The sequence below is a fragment of the Nocardia amikacinitolerans NBRC 108937 genome (assembly GCF_001612615.1).
GTDB lineage: Bacteria > Actinomycetota > Actinomycetes > Mycobacteriales > Mycobacteriaceae > Nocardia > Nocardia amikacinitolerans.
Map to the genome: position 1 here is coordinate 149,502 of NZ_BDAU01000032.1, position 15,291 is coordinate 164,792.

The 15,291-nt window shown below is 69.4% G+C and carries 17 protein-coding genes; 6 read left to right on the forward strand and 11 right to left on the reverse strand.

Annotated elements, in window-relative coordinates:
* Nucleotides 1–100: 100 nt before the first annotated feature.
* Nucleotides 101–736, forward strand: a complete 636-nt coding sequence (locus tag NAM01S_RS23940; RefSeq protein WP_255284329.1) for a TetR/AcrR family transcriptional regulator — start codon at nt 101–103, stop codon at nt 734–736.
* 1 nt (nt 737) lies between these two features.
* Here NAM01S_RS23940 and NAM01S_RS23945 read toward each other — a convergent pair whose 3' ends face one another.
* Both NAM01S_RS23945 and NAM01S_RS23950 read right to left on the reverse strand, forming a co-directional pair.
* On the reverse strand, nt 738–1,577 hold the full coding sequence (locus NAM01S_RS23945; RefSeq protein ID WP_067788822.1) for a DUF72 domain-containing protein: 840 nt from the start codon (nt 1,575–1,577) through the stop codon (nt 738–740).
* A gap of 10 nt (nt 1,578–1,587) precedes the next feature.
* Entirely contained in the window at nt 1,588–2,901 is a 1,314-nt protein-coding gene (locus NAM01S_RS23950) for a hypothetical protein (protein ID WP_067788825.1), read from the reverse strand.
* 120 nt (nt 2,902–3,021) lie between these two features.
* Between NAM01S_RS23950 and NAM01S_RS23955 the strand changes: the two genes are divergently transcribed.
* Nucleotides 3,022–4,041 carry a 1-aminocyclopropane-1-carboxylate deaminase/D-cysteine desulfhydrase gene (locus NAM01S_RS23955; protein ID WP_084483234.1) on the forward strand — a complete coding sequence of 340 codons (1,020 nt, stop codon included), beginning with the start codon at nt 3,022–3,024 and terminating at the stop codon, nt 4,039–4,041.
* Between the two features lie 146 nt (nt 4,042–4,187).
* Here the strand turns inward: NAM01S_RS23955 and NAM01S_RS35810 are convergent, their stop codons facing one another.
* The 4 genes from NAM01S_RS35810 to NAM01S_RS23975 form a co-directional block, all read right to left on the reverse strand.
* A complete protein-coding gene (locus NAM01S_RS35810; RefSeq protein ID WP_067788828.1) occupies nt 4,188–4,610 on the reverse strand; it encodes a PIN domain nuclease in 423 nt (140 codons plus the stop codon).
* Nucleotides 4,607–4,801: a type II toxin-antitoxin system VapB family antitoxin gene (locus NAM01S_RS23965; RefSeq protein ID WP_218018445.1), complete on the reverse strand. Its 195-nt coding sequence runs from the start codon at nt 4,799–4,801 to the stop codon at nt 4,607–4,609. Before NAM01S_RS23965 ends, NAM01S_RS35810 begins: the two co-directional genes overlap by 4 nt.
* A gap of 175 nt (nt 4,802–4,976) precedes the next feature.
* Nucleotides 4,977–5,480 carry an Rv3235 family protein gene (locus tag NAM01S_RS23970; protein ID WP_067788834.1) on the reverse strand — a complete coding sequence of 168 codons (504 nt, stop codon included), beginning with the start codon at nt 5,478–5,480 and terminating at the stop codon, nt 4,977–4,979.
* A 75-nt stretch (nt 5,481–5,555) separates the two neighbouring features.
* A complete protein-coding gene (locus NAM01S_RS23975; RefSeq protein WP_067788837.1) occupies nt 5,556–6,173 on the reverse strand; it encodes a TetR/AcrR family transcriptional regulator in 618 nt (205 codons plus the stop codon).
* A gap of 161 nt (nt 6,174–6,334) precedes the next feature.
* Between NAM01S_RS23975 and NAM01S_RS23980 the strand changes: the two genes are divergently transcribed.
* Nucleotides 6,335–8,380 carry an alkyl/aryl-sulfatase gene (locus NAM01S_RS23980; protein WP_084483229.1) on the forward strand — a complete coding sequence of 682 codons (2,046 nt, stop codon included), beginning with the start codon at nt 6,335–6,337 and terminating at the stop codon, nt 8,378–8,380.
* Between the two features lie 12 nt (nt 8,381–8,392).
* Here NAM01S_RS23980 and NAM01S_RS23985 read toward each other — a convergent pair whose 3' ends face one another.
* The 4 genes from NAM01S_RS23985 to NAM01S_RS24000 form a co-directional block, all read right to left on the reverse strand.
* A complete protein-coding gene (locus NAM01S_RS23985; protein ID WP_067788840.1) occupies nt 8,393–9,517 on the reverse strand; it encodes an acyl-CoA dehydrogenase family protein in 1,125 nt (374 codons plus the stop codon).
* A 73-nt stretch (nt 9,518–9,590) separates the two neighbouring features.
* Nucleotides 9,591–11,018: a DUF1254 domain-containing protein gene (locus tag NAM01S_RS23990; RefSeq protein WP_067788843.1), complete on the reverse strand. Its 1,428-nt coding sequence runs from the start codon at nt 11,016–11,018 to the stop codon at nt 9,591–9,593.
* Nucleotides 11,019–11,084: 66 nt separating this feature from the next.
* Nucleotides 11,085–11,279, reverse strand: coding sequence for a ferredoxin (locus NAM01S_RS23995; protein WP_067788846.1), 195 nt, complete (start codon nt 11,277–11,279; stop codon nt 11,085–11,087).
* On the reverse strand, nt 11,276–12,745 hold the full coding sequence (locus NAM01S_RS24000) for a cytochrome P450 (protein ID WP_084483230.1): 1,470 nt from the start codon (nt 12,743–12,745) through the stop codon (nt 11,276–11,278). The genes NAM01S_RS23995 and NAM01S_RS24000 overlap by 4 nt, the downstream gene beginning before the upstream one ends.
* Nucleotides 12,746–12,844: 99 nt before the next feature.
* Here NAM01S_RS24000 and NAM01S_RS24005 point away from each other — a divergent pair, with 99 nt between their 5' ends.
* Both NAM01S_RS24005 and NAM01S_RS24010 read left to right on the forward strand, forming a co-directional pair.
* A complete protein-coding gene (locus tag NAM01S_RS24005; protein WP_067788849.1) occupies nt 12,845–13,501 on the forward strand; it encodes a TetR family transcriptional regulator in 657 nt (218 codons plus the stop codon).
* A 353-nt stretch (nt 13,502–13,854) separates the two neighbouring features.
* The gene (locus NAM01S_RS24010) at nt 13,855–14,283 is read left to right on the forward strand and encodes a hypothetical protein (RefSeq protein ID WP_067788852.1); all 429 of its coding nucleotides are present in this window, start codon (nt 13,855–13,857) and stop codon (nt 14,281–14,283) included.
* A 10-nt stretch (nt 14,284–14,293) separates the two neighbouring features.
* Here NAM01S_RS24010 and NAM01S_RS24015 read toward each other — a convergent pair whose 3' ends face one another.
* Nucleotides 14,294–14,794 carry a CGNR zinc finger domain-containing protein gene (locus tag NAM01S_RS24015; RefSeq protein WP_067788855.1) on the reverse strand — a complete coding sequence of 167 codons (501 nt, stop codon included), beginning with the start codon at nt 14,792–14,794 and terminating at the stop codon, nt 14,294–14,296.
* Between the two features lie 25 nt (nt 14,795–14,819).
* Between NAM01S_RS24015 and NAM01S_RS35815 the strand changes: the two genes are divergently transcribed.
* Entirely contained in the window at nt 14,820–14,984 is a 165-nt protein-coding gene (locus NAM01S_RS35815; protein ID WP_169810889.1) for a hypothetical protein, read from the forward strand.
* The last annotated feature ends 307 nt before the right edge of the window (nt 14,985–15,291 follow it).

Below are 15,291 nucleotides of genomic sequence, written 5' to 3' on the forward strand. Positions count from 1 at the left end.
TGGGACCCGAGACGACACGATCGGCGGGGCCGTGTCCGATCTCGATCGTTCCGACAGAGAGGCACACATGCGCCGAGAGCAGGCGACCATACGTCCGACGGTGTTACCGAGAAGCGGTTTCGCCGAACGGCACCGCGCGACCCGCGAAGCGGTCCTCACCTCGCAACGCGGCAGGATCATCACCGCGATGGTGGAAAGCGTACGGGCCAAAGGGTATTCCGCGACCACACTCTCCGATATCGTCGGCAGGGCCCGGGTGTCGCGCAGCACGTTCTACGAACACTTCGCCAACAAGGAGGAGTGCTTCGTCGAGGCCGTGCACACCGGCATCGACATCGTCGCCTCCCGCATCGCCGAGGAACTCGCCCAGCTCCCGCAGGATGCCGACGCCCTCGCCAAGATTCGCTCGATCGTGCACACCTATTGCGAAATGATCGTCACCGAACCGGATTTCGCGTGCGTCGTGCTGGTGGAGTCGTTCAAGGTGGACCAAGCGGCCGTGGCCTACCGCGACCTCGCCGTGGACCGTTTCGCCGAGCTCTACCGCGTCTTCTACCACCAAGCCCGCGCGGCCGACCCGTCCCTGCCCGAGCTGGCGGACGACCTGATCGCACTGATTCCGGAGGCGATCGGCGAGCGGACCCGCCGCACGATGGTCTCGCACGGACCGGCGAAGGTGCCCGAATTGGCCCCGCTGTTCGTGGATTTCGCGTCGACGGTGCTGGGGCTTCGCTGAATCAGAACAGCGTCATCGGCTCGTCCCCCACCGGTTCGGGCAACGGGTCGAGTTCCGGGAGCCGGGCGCGGACCTCGTCGTGGAAACGCCGGGCCAAGTCCAGCGCGCCCGCGTTGTCGGGGGTGTGCAGGAATACCGTCGGCGAGCGCCCCTCGCGCAGCCAGGCTGTCACCGTGTCGAGCCAGGGACGCCACCCGGCGACGGTGCGCTCGACGTCGTCCCGCCCGTGGTACCGCACGATCGGGTATTCGGTGAGCGCGTCGGTGCGCCGCGGCACGCGCGGCTTCTTCGACCGCGCCTCCTGCTCCGCGGGGCCCGCCGCGACCCCGTCGAAAAGGACTGTGGTGTCGAAGGTTATCCACTCGGCGCCGACCCTGGCGAGCACCCGCTCCAGCGCCTGCCCCGCGCGCCGGTCCTCGAAGAAGGCCGGGTGCCTGACCTCGACCCCGCACCGGTATCCCCCGGGCAGCCCGCGCAGGAACGCCGCGAGCGCGCCGAGATCGGTCGGACCGAACGAGCCGGGCAACTGCACCCACAGCGTGTGCAGGCGCGGTCCGAGCGGCTCCATCGCGCCGAGGAACGCGCGCAGTTCCCGGTCCGCGCCGGTGAGCCTGCGCTCGTGGGTGATCGGCTTGGGCAGCTTCAGCACGAAACGGAAATCGGGCGCGGTCTGCTCGGCCCATGATTCGACGGTGTGGCGCGCGGGGGTCGCGTAGAACGTGGTGTTGCCCTCGACCGCGGTGCAGCGCTCGGCGTACCAGCGCAACCGTTCCGCGGGTCCCAGCTGCCGCTCCTGCCATGCCGCGTGCGTCCACATCGCACATCCCACGTGAAGCCGCATGCCCGCGACGTTAGCGAAGGGTGGGGCGGGTGCTGTCGGCGGACTCGGTCTCGGACTCCTCGGGCCGCACCCTCTGCAACAGCAACACGACGAGCGCGCAGCCACCGGCTATCAAGATCGCCGTGAGGCCGGGCACCGCGGAAAGCCATCGGTCGGGATCGGCGTAGCGGCGCGGGATGTCCAGTTCGCCGCCGAAGATGAGACCACGGAGCGCGACGACGACGCCGGGCACGTACAGCAGCGAGAGAGCGAGCACCTTGCTCGGACTCTCGATCGGCTGCGCCGTACCGAAGCAATATCCGGTGATCAGCGCCAGCGCCAGACAGCCCGCCATGGTCGCCGCCGGCGTCGGGCCTTCCGGCCGTGCGGTCGCCGCGGCGAACGCACTCAGCGCCGCGGTCGCCGCAAGCCCGGCCATCGGCATCGGACGGGCCATCCCGAGCAGCATGCCGCCCACCGTGCTGCCGAGCAGCAGCGGCACTGTCCAACCGGAAAGCGCGGTGACCACGATCGCACCTCCGGACGCCGCGATGGCCGCGCTGAGCACGACGATCACCCCGTCGCGTCCGGGTAGCAGCAGCGCAGCGCCCAGCACCGTGACCACCGTGACAGCGGCGACGAGCAGCACCTCCAGCAGCGTCGCGCCGCGGTGGACCAGCCACTCCGAACTACCGAGCGTGATGAGCAGGGTCAGCAACGCGGCGACGATCGGCCGCAGTGGCAGCTCGACCGCGATCACCGATTCCCGGCGTCGATGCCGGTTCAGCAGCGCGCACGCCAGCACCAGCGCGACGGTCGGCCAGAGCAGCCAGAGTGGCGGCGAGTCCGTCACGAAGCCGGCGGGCAACTCCGGCGCGATCGGATGCCCGATGCCCGGCACACTCAGGTCGCCGATCACGATGCTGGTGAGCGCGCCAAGGGTGGCCGCGCCCGCGAACACCATGTGCCGCCCCGCCGCCGTCATCAGCCCGCCGAGCAGCATCCCGCCCGCCAGCGAATCGATGTCGTTGAGCGTAGTCAGCGGGGCGAGCGCGGAGAAGCTGCGGCTTATGGTGTGGTTGATCAGCAGCACGACCGTGCCGAATAGAGCCACCAGCCACGCCACCACGGCCGAATCGGCGGTGCATGTGAAGACCGCGGCGATCACCGCGACGACGAAGCCGATCGCGGTCGCCCTCGGCAGGTTGTCGGCGAGCAGCTGCATCTCCACCGTCGCCGTCCCGCGGGCCCACGCCAGCGAGATCGGCGTGGTGAGCGCCAGTCCGCCGACCACGGCGGCGATGAACGCCGTGATCAGCTCGACCGCATTCGCGCAGCGTCGCACCAGGTCAAAGGTAGTTGACTAGGTCTGCCGCTGATCGATTTAGGCGATGTGAGTGTCGAACAGCGGACGCGCGGCGGATGCGACCTCGCCGACGGCCACCGCGTCCTATGCTGGAGCGCCATGGAACTGGACGACCGACCAGCCTTGCCGCTGCTGCACGCCCGCCTTCCCGCAGTCGCGGACGAACTTCCCTTCCGGCAGCTCGGCACGGCACCGACACCGGTGCGACCGCTGCACGAGCTCCCCGCCGGCGTCGCTCCGGTGTGGCTGAAGGACGAGAGCGGCTACGGCGACGGCGGCTGGGGCGGCAACAAGGTGCGCAAGCTGGAATGGTTGCTGCCCGAGGCGGTTCGCACCGGGCGACGCACCTTGCTGACGGTGGGCGGCGTCGGTACAAACTGGGGCCTTGCCGCCACGCTGTACGGGCGTGAGCTCGGACTGCACACGGTGCTCGCGCTGATCGACCAACCGCTCGACGAGCACGTGCGCGCGCAACTGGCCCGGCTCGAGGCCTCCGGCGCGGAGATCCATCGGACGCGCACCAAATCGCGCACCGTTCTCACCGCTCCCCTGCTCTACGCCAAGCACTGGCGGCCAGGCGCGGCCCCCTTCTACCTGCCCGCCGGCGGTTCCGCGCCGCTCGGCGTACTCGGTTACGTCGAGGCTGGATTGGAGATCGCCGCCCAGGTCCGCGCGGGTGTTCTGCCCGAACCCTCGCATGTCGTCACCGCGATCGGCTCCGGCGGGACGGCGGCCGGGCTGGTGCTCGGACTGCGGCTCGCCGGACTGCGCACCCGGGTGTTCGGCGTCGTCGTCAACGACACCCTTCGCCTCGACGCACCGACGCTGCTGCGGTTGGCGGACCGCACGATCGCCCTGCTGCGCAAACGCGGCGCGGTCTTCGAAGCACCCGCACTCACCTCCGACGACCTCGAGATCACCCGGAACTGGCTCGGCCCCGGCTACGGCCACCCCATTCCCGCCGCCACCGAGGCGGCAGACCTCGCGGGCGACAGCGAGGGCCTCGCCTTGGAGCCGGTGTACACCGCGAAGGCACTGGCCGCCCTGCTCTCCCACAACGCCCAGGGAAGTTTCGGCACCGGCCCCGTCCTGTTCCTGAACACCAACGGCCCTCGCTGACCACCCAGCACCGCAACGAGATACAGCGCACCACCTCGGCCGCGATCACCTGCGTAGTCGACTACTCGACTCGGCCGGACAGGATGCTCTACAAGACGTGCGGGCCGGATGTCATACCCCCGCGAGCACAGGTGATCGACCTGAAATCAGCCCGCGGTGCCACGGGGCACGATCCACTCGGTCGGCTGGCCGGTGATTTCCGCGATCAGATCGAAATCGTGGTCGTAGTGCAGCACGGTGAGTTCGGCCAGCTCGGCGGTAGCCGCAATGATGAGGTCCGGCAACGGCCGCCGGTGCGGTCCCCGTTTGGCCAGTTGCCCCTGGACATCGAGTGCCCGCCTCATCGCCGCGCCGTCCGTCGCGACCCAAGGCAGTGCCTGAAGCGCGGTGTCGAGGCGTAGATAGTCAGAGCCGCTGCGGGCCGAATACAGCAACTCCAGCGCCGCCATCTCACACACCGCGAGCCGCCCCGCGGTGATCTCGCGGTCCAAGCGTCGCGCGGCGTCCTGGGAGTTGTAGCGCTGAGCGTGCGCGCTCTTGTCTGCGAGGTAGACCGGGGCGTCGGTCACTCCCACGCTCCCCGCATGGTCTCCGGATCGAGGTCGAGGTTCACGGTTCGGAAGGTTTCCACGGCTTGCGCACGGCGGCGCTCCGCGAGAACGTGAGCAAGGGCTCGGTTCACCGTTTCCGACTTGCCGCGGGTACCGAGAACTCGCGCGGCTTCCTCCCAGTCGTCTGTGAGATCTATCGTCGTGCGCATCAACGCCACCTCCATTCTGATGCGTAGCTATGGCTTCCAATTGATATCAACCTCGGCGCAATAGACGCATCATTACTGCGCGCACATGTGCGGTCACGATCGACGGCATGCTCGAGCGCGGCGACCGCGGGTCGAACTGCCCCATCGGAATTTCGCCGGTTGATGTCGCCCGCGCTCATCGGATGCGCAATGCGGTCCAGCGCCAGCCCGAGGTGCGGGTGTGCACGATGCGGCCCGCCAGGGCGAAACGTCGGGCGCCGCGGTCGTAGCCGGCGAAGACTTCCGCGCTGCGGGGGTCCACCGGTGTCACCGCGACGCGCGCCAGGACAGCGACGCCGAGACCGCGGCCCGGTGTCAGGTCGCCCGCGATCAAGGTGCGGATCGCCGACACCACGGCGGGCTCCGCGACGGAGGCCAGTTGGCCGAGCGGCCTGCGCTGGTCCAGCACCTCCAGGGTGAGGCGCAGCGAACGCTCCGCGAACTTGCGCGCCGAGGTGATCAGCTCGTCCTGTTCCGTCGCGGCGTGCGACTCCCGGACGGCGCGCTGAACTCCCGCGCCGGCAGTCGCGTCTCCGCGCGGGCGCATCCGGCAGGGCTGGGATCGCGGTGGCGCGTGGAAGCCGCGCAGCGGCGGCTCGTTGTGCGGCGCGGGCGACAACGCCTTGCGCTCGTCGGACATCTGGCACCCCCCTTGAACTCGGCCTGTTTGCCCGCCGATTCTGCCCACCGCGGACCCGATCGCGCGCGTAGTCGACTACCCGAAATCGGACCGACCGGAATGGTCCGCGACCAGCAGCGCGACCAGGGCACGCCGGACGGCGGCGGAGGCGGCGGCGCGGGACAGTCCGCGCCGTTCCACCAGGTGGTGCCGGAAGGGCCAGCCGACGGTGGCGTCGATCGTGTCGAGCAGCTGCTCGTCGCGTTCTCCGTCGCGGGTCAGTTCGGCGTCGAAAGCGCGCGCGAGCGCGGCGCGAATCCGCCTGTCGGTCAGCCGCATTCGCGCGTCCAAGGCGGGCAGACTGTGCGATTCCAGCAGGCCGAGCACGCGGGGGTTGCGCTGGAGCGCGAAGATGTCGGCGCTCTGCTCGACAACCAGATCGATGCGCTCCGCCAGCGGCAGCGCGGGGTCGATGGTCCTGATCAGCGCCTCGACCTGCTCGGACTGCCGGTCGACGGCGGCGATCCGCAGATCGTCGATCGCGGGAAAGTGCACGAAGATGCTGCGCTCCGAGGCGCCCGCACGCTGCGCGATGTCCTTGGCGGTCGGCGCGAAGATGCCCTCCTTCACGGCGCCAAGCAGGGCGTCGATGATCGCGCCCCGGGTCTGTTCCGGATTGCGGCGCCGTCGCGCGCCGGTCGTGCCCTCAGCCATGACCGCATCCGATCACAGATCGCGCGGACGAGCGACGACCGGCCCGTCGTCCCGGCACAGATTCACTATTGCAGTATCGCTGCAATAGTGCGTAGGGTCGACCGAAACCGCCGAGGGTCGGCAACTACGGGGCGAACGCCCACGACAAGCGAGGAGCGCGCATGGTCGAGCGGGAGAACGGCGAGACTTCGGGCCCGCGGGTGTCCCGTCGCGGCGTCTTCGGCGTCGGCGCGGCGGCACTGGCGGCCGCGGGCGTCGGCGTCGGACTCGGCGGCTGCGCCGACGACGACCAGGTGCGCCCCTCGGCCACGCCGACCGACCCGAGCGATCACATCCGTGCCGCCAACCAGCGGGCCGCCGAGACCCTGCCCTTCTCCGACACCGCCGACTTCGCCGACGCCGACCGCGGCTTCGTCGCGGCGCTCGAACCGGGCACGATCACCGACGACCAGGGAAAGGTGGTGTGGGACAACGACTCCTACGGATTCCTACGCGAACCCTGCCCGCAGTCGGCGCATCCGAGCCTGTGGCGGCATTCCCAGCTCACCGTGAAGCAGGGGCTGTACGAGATCGCGCCCGGCTTCTATCAGATCCGCGGCCTCGACCTGTCGAACATGACGCTGGTCGAAGGCGACACGGGCGTGGTCGTGATCGACCCGCTGATCTCCGCCGAAACCGCGGCCGCCGGACTGGCGCTCTACCGCGCGCACCGCGGGCACCGTCCGGTCACCGGTCTGATCTACAGCCATTCCCACGTCGACCACTTCGGCGGCGCGCTCGGCGTGACCACCCACCAAGACGTCGCCGAGGGCCGCTGCCCGGTGCTCGCGCCCGTCGGCTTCCTGGAACACGCTGTCGCCGAGAACATCTACGCCGGGACAGCGATGGCGCGCCGCGCGGCGTACATGTACGGCGCCGCTCTGCCGCGCGGTCCGAAGGGGCAGATCGGGGCGGGCCTCGGCCAGACCACCTCGCTCGGCACCGTCACCCTGATCGAGCCGACCGTCGACATCGTCCGCACGGATCAAGAGGAGACGATCGACGGCGTCCGTATGGTGTTCCAGCTGACGCCGGGCACCGAGGCGCCGTCGGAGATGAACTTCTACTTCCCCGACCGCAGGGTGCTGTGCATGGCCGAGAACGCCACCCACACCATGCACAACATCCTGACCCTGCGCGGCGCGTTGGTCCGTGACCCGCACGTGTGGTCGAAGTACCTCACCGATTCGATCAACCGCTACGGCCGCGCCAGCGACGTGGTGTTCTCCTCCCATCACTGGCCGGTCTGGGGCACCGAGCGGATCGTGGAATTCCTTTCCGCGCAACGGGATCTGTACGGCTACCTCAACGACCAGACGCTGCGGCTGCTCAACAAGGGTTATGTCGGCGCCGAGATCGCCGAGCTGATCCAGTTGCCGCCCGAGCTGACGAAAACCTGGTCGACGCAGGGCTATTACGGTTCGGTCAGCCACAATGTGAAAGCCATCTACCAGCGCTACATGGGCTGGTTCGACGGCAATCCCGCGCACCTGTGGGAACATCCGCCGGTCGAGTCCGCCAAGCGTCACGTCGAGGCGATGGGCGGCGCGAAGGAGGTGCTGAAGAAGGCGCAGCGCGCCTACGACGCGGGCGACTATCGGTGGGTGGCACAGATGGTGAACTACGTCGTCTTCGCCGATCCGACCGATACGACGGCAAAACACTTGCAGGCCAGCGCCTTCGAACAACTGGCCTACGGCGCGGAGAACGCCACCTGGCGCAACTTCTACCTCAGCGGCGCGCACGAACTGCGCAACGGCTCGTTCGGCACACCGATTCAAGCGAATTCGACGGATCTGCTGACCGCGATCAGCGTGGAGCAGGCGTTCGACGCCATGTCGCTGCGCGTCGACGGACCGAAAGCGTGGGGCGTCCGGCTGGTCACCGACTGGCGCTTCCGCGACGAGGCCGATCGCACGCACCGCGCCGAACTGCGCAACGGCGTGCTCGTGCACTACGACCGCCGCCCCGACGACGGACTTCCCGCGCCGGACGCCACGATCGTCCTCACCCGCGCCGCGCTGTCGCGGGCGTTCCTCGCGGGCGGCGACCTGCGCGAGGCGGTGCGCAACGGCGACATAACGATCGAGGGCAACGCCGCAGCGCTGGCGCAGCTGCCCGGACTGTTCGACAAGCCGGATCCCGGCTTCGCCATCGTCACCCCGTGACGGGCAACCGGATCACTGCTCGTCCACGACGCCGAGGACTTCCTTGCCGATCACACCGGCGAGCACCTCGGTCGAATACGCCATGAGCTGACCGGCTTCGGCGTCGCGCAGGTGCCGCTGGATGGGCGAGGTCTTGAGATATCCGGACGCGCCGCCGACGCGCACGCCGAGCTGCGCGACGTCGACGGCGACCTTGTTGGCGAGGTATTTCGCTCGCCCGAGCGTAGGCAGGAACGCCGGAATCCCGTTGTCCGCCTGCCACAGTGCGCGCTCGTACAGCGCGTGCGCGGCGGCCAGTCTGGTCTGCGCGTCGGCGACCTCGTGCTGCACCCACTGCTGGTGCGACAGCGGGGCGCCGAGGATCACCCGCGACGCCGCGTGCTCGACCAAGGCGTCCAGCGCCGCGTCGGCGATGCCGAGCGAGAGGGCGGGCAGCCCGGCGGGAATCACCGCGAAATCGCCTGCGTCGGGCCGTCTTCCGCGATACTCGGCGCGCAGCACGGTACGCTCGAACGACAGCAGCTGGCTGCGGGTGGCGCGCAACCCGAGCGTGTCCCAGATCGGGATGATCGACACGGTCGCGTCCGGCACCACGCCGAAGAAGGTCGGCACGCCGTCGACGAGGGCGTTGACGAAGAGATAGTCGGCGATCTCGGCGCCGGAGACGAACCTCTTGGCGCCGGTCAACTCCCAGCCGCCCGGCGCGGGCAGCGCCTCCTGCTGCGGCTGGAGGAAGCGGTTGCCGCTGGCGGGTTCGGAGAGCGCGTTCGCGAATCGCTTGCCCGCCAAGAACTCCTCGGCGAAGAAGGGGCCGAGCGTATCCGCGGTGATCTCCGCCAGCGCGACGCCCGCGCCCGCGTGCATGGTCCAGATGGTGGCGGTGGACGGGTCGGCCTTCGCCAGCGTGCGTACCAGCTGTCCGAACACCTGGTAGCTCAGGCCCGTGCCGCCGACGTGCTCCGGCAGTACCGCGCGATCGACCTCGGCGTCGCGCAACGCGATCAGGTGTTCGATTGCGATCTCGGCGCGTTCGTCGTAATCGGCTGCGGCAGCACGGAATTCCGCGGCGAGTTCGGTGACGCGGTCGAGCGCGCTTCGCTCGCTCGCGCGGACCGGGAAGGGGCTTGGTTCGGTCACAGGGCGCTCCGGTCGCGGCTCGGCGGACGTGTCTCGACAAGACTACGCAGCCCGCGCGGCACGCCCGCGCGCTTCACTGCGAGAGGGTGACCGGCGGCGGCTGCCAGCGGCCGTCGATCGCCTCGGGGCGCGGCGCGTACAGCCGCATGGTGAGCGAGAACGGGCCCTCCGACGGGATGGGCAGCCAATTGCCCTGCGGCACCGCGGATCCGGGGTCGTCGTGCTGGATCGCCAGCTCGATCGCGCCGTCCGGGCCCGGCACGACCGGGACCTGATGGCCCACCGCGTGGATGCCCGCGGGATTGCGCACCAGGTAGCCATCGGCGTCGTACGCGGTGAGCGACCAGAACGCGTCGACGGGCGGGGTCTGCCCGGCGGCGAAGCGCAGGCGGTACCGGGCGGGGGTGCCGTTGTCGTCCGCGGTCCCGAAGTAGGTGGGGTAGATCGCGTCCTGAGGTAGGTTGGTGCCGACGCCTTTTCGCGCGACGGACGCGCGGTGTAGATAGTCGGTGCCGTATACGCCCGCTTGTGGATCGAAGGACCAATCGTTGAACATCCGGGTCTCCGGATCGACATAGACGTCGATGGTGCGCTTGGCATCGGTCGCCGCGGTCGTCAGTTCCGCGTCGGATATGCCGCGGACCCGGCCGCCCGGCGCGATCCCGATCTCGGCGAACCGCGCCATCGCGGGTTCGTCGGCCGGTGCGGGCCGATCGGTGTCCATGAGTGCGCAGAGCCGGTCGAAGAAGTCCCTGGCGTCCATGTCGGCGACTTGCTCGACCGGCGGCTGCGGCGGTTCGGAGGGCGTGACCGGTTCGGCCGGGGCAACACGGCGGGCGACCCAGTCACCGAGCGGAGCCAGCCGTATCCCCCGCTGGATGTCGTGCACGCGCGATATGTCGGCGGCGCCTTCGACCTCGATGCGACCGAGTACCGAGACGGTGGGGGTCGGCATCGGCAGTGGTGTCAGCTCCTCGGGCAGGGCGCCGGACCAGTTCGGACCGATGATCACGTAGGTGAATGGCGGAGTGGTCACGCCGGGCCGCACCTGCGGGCGCACGCTGCTCGGGTTGTGCACGGTGTTGGTCCATGCGTCCATGATCTGCATCAACCAGTAGCGGCCGGGGTCGACCGCCGGGACCTGGAGCACGATCGGGCCGCCCGAAAGATCCAGCCACGCCGTGGAATACAGCGTGTCCAGGTTGTACCCCACCGCGCCGCGCCGATCCGGCGTCGCCAACGCCGCGGCATGCTGGAAACGGTTGACCGGTGTGCTCGCCAGCGCGGTATCCCGCATCGCATGCATCAGCACCAGCGGGTAGCCGAAGATGTAGGCGTCGTTCGCGATAATGCCCGCTTCGCTCAGGACGGCGGGTTCCTCGTCCGTCGACCGGTCGCACGCGGCGAGGCCGATGGCGGCCGCCGTCGCCCAGCCGAGGACGGTGCGGCGCGTGATCTCGCGTCCCGCACCCGAGGAGTGCGCACCATCCCACTCGTTCATGAGTCTCCTCGCGAGGACGTAAGAGGGAGAGCCTCGCGAGTATAGCCAGATAATAGCCGACGAGAATCAGTCCGCCGCCCAGCTGAGCGCCTGGACGGGACAGCTGTCGACGGCGAGCGCCACCACCTCGACGTCCGGCGGCGATACCGACTCGACCAGCGGCTCGACGACGCCGTCCGCGCCGACACGGAACAGCGCGGGCGCCAGCGCCTCGCACATGCCGTGCCCTTCGCACCTACCGCGGTCGGCCGCGAGCCTCACGGCCGGATCCGTTCGAGCCGGATGGGCAGGCCGTCGGCGGGCGTCGGACCGGTCCCGGCCACCAGCGGCACCTCGTAGTTCGCGGGCACGGTCCAGCGGTAGTGGAGCAGCATCTGGTGCAGCACGGCCTTGACCGTCATCCCGCCGAAGTAGAGCCCGATGCACTTGTGCGCTCCACCGCCGAAGGGCGTCCAGGCGAAGCGGTGCGCCTTGTCCTCGCGGCGCTCCGGCGCGAATCGCTCCGGGTCGAAAGCGGCTGCGTCCCGCCAGAATTCGTCGGTGCGCATCATCGTGTACGGGCCGCACATGATCAGCGTTCCCCGCGGCACGAAGTGGCCGAGAATATCGGTGTCGCGCAGGGTTTCGCGGGCCTGCTGGGCGACCGGGGCGTACATCCGCAGCGCCTCCTTGAACGCCATGTCCAGCGCGGGCAGCCGGTCCAGATCGTCGTAGTCGAGCGAATCCTTGCCGAGCGCACGGGATTCCGCGCGCAGCCGCTCCTGCCACTCCGGATGCCTGCCGAGCTCGTGCACCAGCATCGCGGAGGCGATCGTGCTGGTGTCGTGGGCGGCCATCATCACGAAGATCATGTGCTGGACGACCTCGTCGTCGGTGAAGGTGTGCCCCTCCACCGTGCTGGCCCGGCACAGCACGCTGAACAGGTCGTTGCCCTCCCCCGCGCGTTTGACGGGCAGCTCGCGACGGAAGTACTCCTCGAGCACCCGGCGCCCGCGCAGCCCGCGCGCCCACACCCCGCCGGGCAGATTGGCGCGGACCAGCGCCGTGCCGCCGTGCACCGCGTCCTCGAAGGCGTGCTCGAGCTTGGTTGCCTCGGGTCCGAGCGCGGCGCCCGCGAACACCTCGGTGGCCTGTTGCAGCAGGAGCTTCTTGATGGCGCTGTAGACGGGAAAATCGTTGGCCGGACGCCACTTCCGGATGCCGTCGCGCAGCAGCGGCGTGGTCAGCTCGAGGTAGCCGACCAGGCGCGGCCGGGTGAACGCCTGCTGCATGATCCGGCGATGGAACAGATGCTCGTCGAAATCGCGCAGCAGCAGGCCGCCGCGGAAGAACGGGCCGATGAGCCATTCCCAGCCGCGCTGCGCGGAGAAGACCTTGTCCCGGTCAAGCATGACGACCTCGAAGGCCTCCGGACTCCCGACGGTGACCACCGGCCTGCCGAGCACGCCCATCCACTGCACCGGGCCGAATCGTTCGAAACGCTTGCGCGCGAACTCGATCGGATCGGCCAGGGTGTGCAGGGTGTATCCGATGCCCGGCGGCCCGAAATCACCAAGGGTCGGGCGCAATCCGCTGCCCGCAGGCGGCTCGGCCAGTGGACGCACCCTGGTCGGATAACGGCGGACGAAACGGACGCCGACGCGCTGGACCCGCCAGGACAGCCGGGTCCGCAGCTGCCTGGCCCCGTCGGACACCGCACTGACTCTTTGTGGCACGAGAAGACTCATGGCCCATCCCTTCGCGACGCTGCGATGGATCGACGATATCGGAAACGTGCGTTTCCGTAAACGTTTGTTTCCCAACTTGTGCTGTGCCAAGCTGGCCGGGTGACTCGCGCATTCACCGGCACTTACCGCGGGGTGTCCAGCGCCGAGCGTCGCGAGGATCGGCGCAGGCGGCTGCTCGACGCCGCGCTGGACATCGTCGGCACGCAGGGCCTCGCGGCGCTCACCGTGCGCGGGGTCTGCGAACAGGCCAAGGTCGGTCCCAGGTTCTTCTACGAGGCGTTTCCCGATCTCGACGCACTTGCCTCCGATCTGCTGCTGGAGGTGCAGCGTTCCGCGCTCGATCGCGCGCGCGTGGCCATCGCCGAGACCGAAGGCCCGCCCGCGCGGCGCATCCGGGCCGCGGTGGCCGCCCTCATCACCGAGCTCACCGACGACCCGCGCCGGGCGAAGATCGTCTTCGCCCAGGCCTACGGCAACGAGGCGCTGATGCGCGCCCGGTTCGCGGGCATGCGCACGGTCGCCGCCACCATCATCGAGCAGACCCGCATCGTCCTCGATCTGCCCGCGGGACAGGAAACGGCGGTCGCCGCGACTTCCCAGCTCATCACCGGCGGCGCCGCCGAACTGGTGCTCGTCTGGCTGGACGGCGGGCTCGACATCGATCGGGACGGCCTGATCGATCTGCTCGCCGATTTCACCATCGCGATGATCGATCGGCTGCCCGAGGTGGCCGGGCGACTCAACGGCACCGCCTGATCGCGCACGATCGCGCAGCCAACCGAACACGTTCGATCACGCGCAGTGATTGCCCGGGGTTTGCGTGTGCTGATACTTCCTGACCAGGTGTAACACCCTGCGGGCCCATAGCGGTTGAATCATGATGCTGGCGAACGTGTTTCACCACGTAGACCCGACGGTTAGGCCACGGCGGCCGGGTCGGGGCTATACACTGTTTTGCAGGTCAGTTCTCCTCGTAATTGCCGAATTGACCTCGGACACAAGATGTCCCGACCTATGACCGGCTGTTCTCTTCTGATTACGTAGGGAGGCAAGATGATCGATCACAGCTCACCGGTCCGGCCGACCCGCGTCCCCACCGGAGGTGCAGGATGATCGAGAACGCGTACGCGGCCGAGGCGGCAGACACCACCGAACCGCGTCAGCGCACCATTACCGACCCCGACGGCCCCGGCGGGCGTCTGCGGGGCAACCGCATGTGGGCCGTCTCGGCGGTCGTCGTCGAGGCCGACGGACCGAGTCCCCGCCACGGCGTCGTGGCGGGCGCCGATCTCGGCGACGCGGCCGAGCAGTTGTGCGAATACCTGCCAGAGACGGGTTCCGACGAGGACTACTACCTGGTGGCCAGGCAGGTCCCGTTGGTCGCGCACGGCCCGCGCAGCGGCGGCCAGATTCCGCGCCGCACCTGGGTCAGCCCGATCCAGCGCGACGACGACACGGGCCAGGCGACCTACGGGCGCTGGACCCGCGCCGAGGAGCACCCGCACTTCCGGCTGCACGGACCGCTCGCCACCAACTGAGTCGGCGGGTTCACGCCGAGCGCCGCATCCGGTGGTCGGCCACGTGCACCCGGTTCGAGCAGCGTGTCGAGCAGAAGCGACGCCGCCCGTTGCGGGAGGTGTCGACGAAGACCACCGTGCAGCCCGGCCGCGCGCAGCGACCGATGCGATCGGGGTCTTCACAGAACAGCGCCGCGAGCCCGGCCGCCGTATAGGCCTTCACCCGCTCGTCGGTCGGCGCGTCCTCGTGCGCGAAGTGCAGGTGCGGCGGGCGACCGTCGTGCGTGGAAATGTAAGGGCGACTGGTCGTTTCGGCCAGCAGCGCGTTGAGTTGCGGCACCGAGGGCGCGTCGAAGACCTCGGCGAGCCGCGCGATCCAGCGGCGCAATTCCGCGGTCTGCGTCGCGTCGAGCGAACCCAGCGGCTTGTATCCCGCCGCGTCGAGCACCTCGAGCAGGTCCATTTCCGGGTCGGCGTTCACCAGCCGAGCGGCCAGCTCCGCCGCGGTGCCGCCGTAAGGGTTGAAATGCACAAAGCCATTACATCAGGCTGAAACCATGTCCGCCACATGCCCTTCCTGCGCTTGGCCCTCCCCCACCGTCGTGTCCGCGCACGGCGCCATCCGGTATCTGCGCTGCGTGTGCGGGCGCTGGTTGATCATCGAGGACGGCGCGGTTATCGCCGCGGCGGGCGACAGTTCGCTGGTCGAACCGGTCCGGTGACTCGTCGGGCGCGGCCCGTGCGGCCAGCGAGGGCACCCAGTTGGCCGAACCGCTCCGGTGATCTGTCCGGCACGGTCGGCGCGGCGAGCGACGGCACCCAATTGGCCGAACCAGTCCGATGATCCGTCCGGCACGGCCTCGGCCGCGAGCGACGGCACCCAATTGGCCGAACCGTCCGGCGATCCATCGGGCGCGACCCGCGCAGCGAGCGACGGCACCCAATTCGCCGAACCAGTCCGATGATCCATCGGGCGCTGCCTCGGCAGCGAACAACAGCACCCAGCTGGCCGAACCGATCCGATAACCT

Bases quoted from the DNA above. Each gene is read 5' to 3' on its own strand.
- NAM01S_RS23990 (WP_067788843.1), bottom strand. From the start codon at position 11,018: ATGAACGAGTGGGATGGTGCGCACTCCTCGGGTGCGGGACGCGAGATC.
- NAM01S_RS23980 (WP_084483229.1), top strand. From the start codon at position 6,335: ATGGTCGAGCGGGAGAACGGCGAGACTTCGGGCCCGCGGGTGTCCCGT.
- NAM01S_RS23975 (WP_067788837.1), bottom strand. From the start codon at position 6,173: ATGGCTGAGGGCACGACCGGCGCGCGACGGCGCCGCAATCCGGAACAG.
- NAM01S_RS35815 (WP_169810889.1), top strand. From the start codon at position 14,820: ATGTCCGCCACATGCCCTTCCTGCGCTTGGCCCTCCCCCACCGTCGTG.
- NAM01S_RS24000 (WP_084483230.1), bottom strand. From the start codon at position 12,745: ATGAGTCTTCTCGTGCCACAAAGAGTCAGTGCGGTGTCCGACGGGGCC.
- NAM01S_RS24010 (WP_067788852.1), top strand. From the start codon at position 13,855: ATGATCGAGAACGCGTACGCGGCCGAGGCGGCAGACACCACCGAACCG.
- NAM01S_RS23970 (WP_067788834.1), bottom strand. From the start codon at position 5,480: ATGTCCGACGAGCGCAAGGCGTTGTCGCCCGCGCCGCACAACGAGCCG.
- NAM01S_RS23945 (WP_067788822.1), bottom strand. From the start codon at position 1,577: ATGCGGCTTCACGTGGGATGTGCGATGTGGACGCACGCGGCATGGCAG.
- NAM01S_RS23965 (WP_218018445.1), bottom strand. From the start codon at position 4,801: ATGCGCACGACGATAGATCTCACAGACGACTGGGAGGAAGCCGCGCGA.
- NAM01S_RS23955 (WP_084483234.1), top strand. From the start codon at position 3,022: ATGGAACTGGACGACCGACCAGCCTTGCCGCTGCTGCACGCCCGCCTT.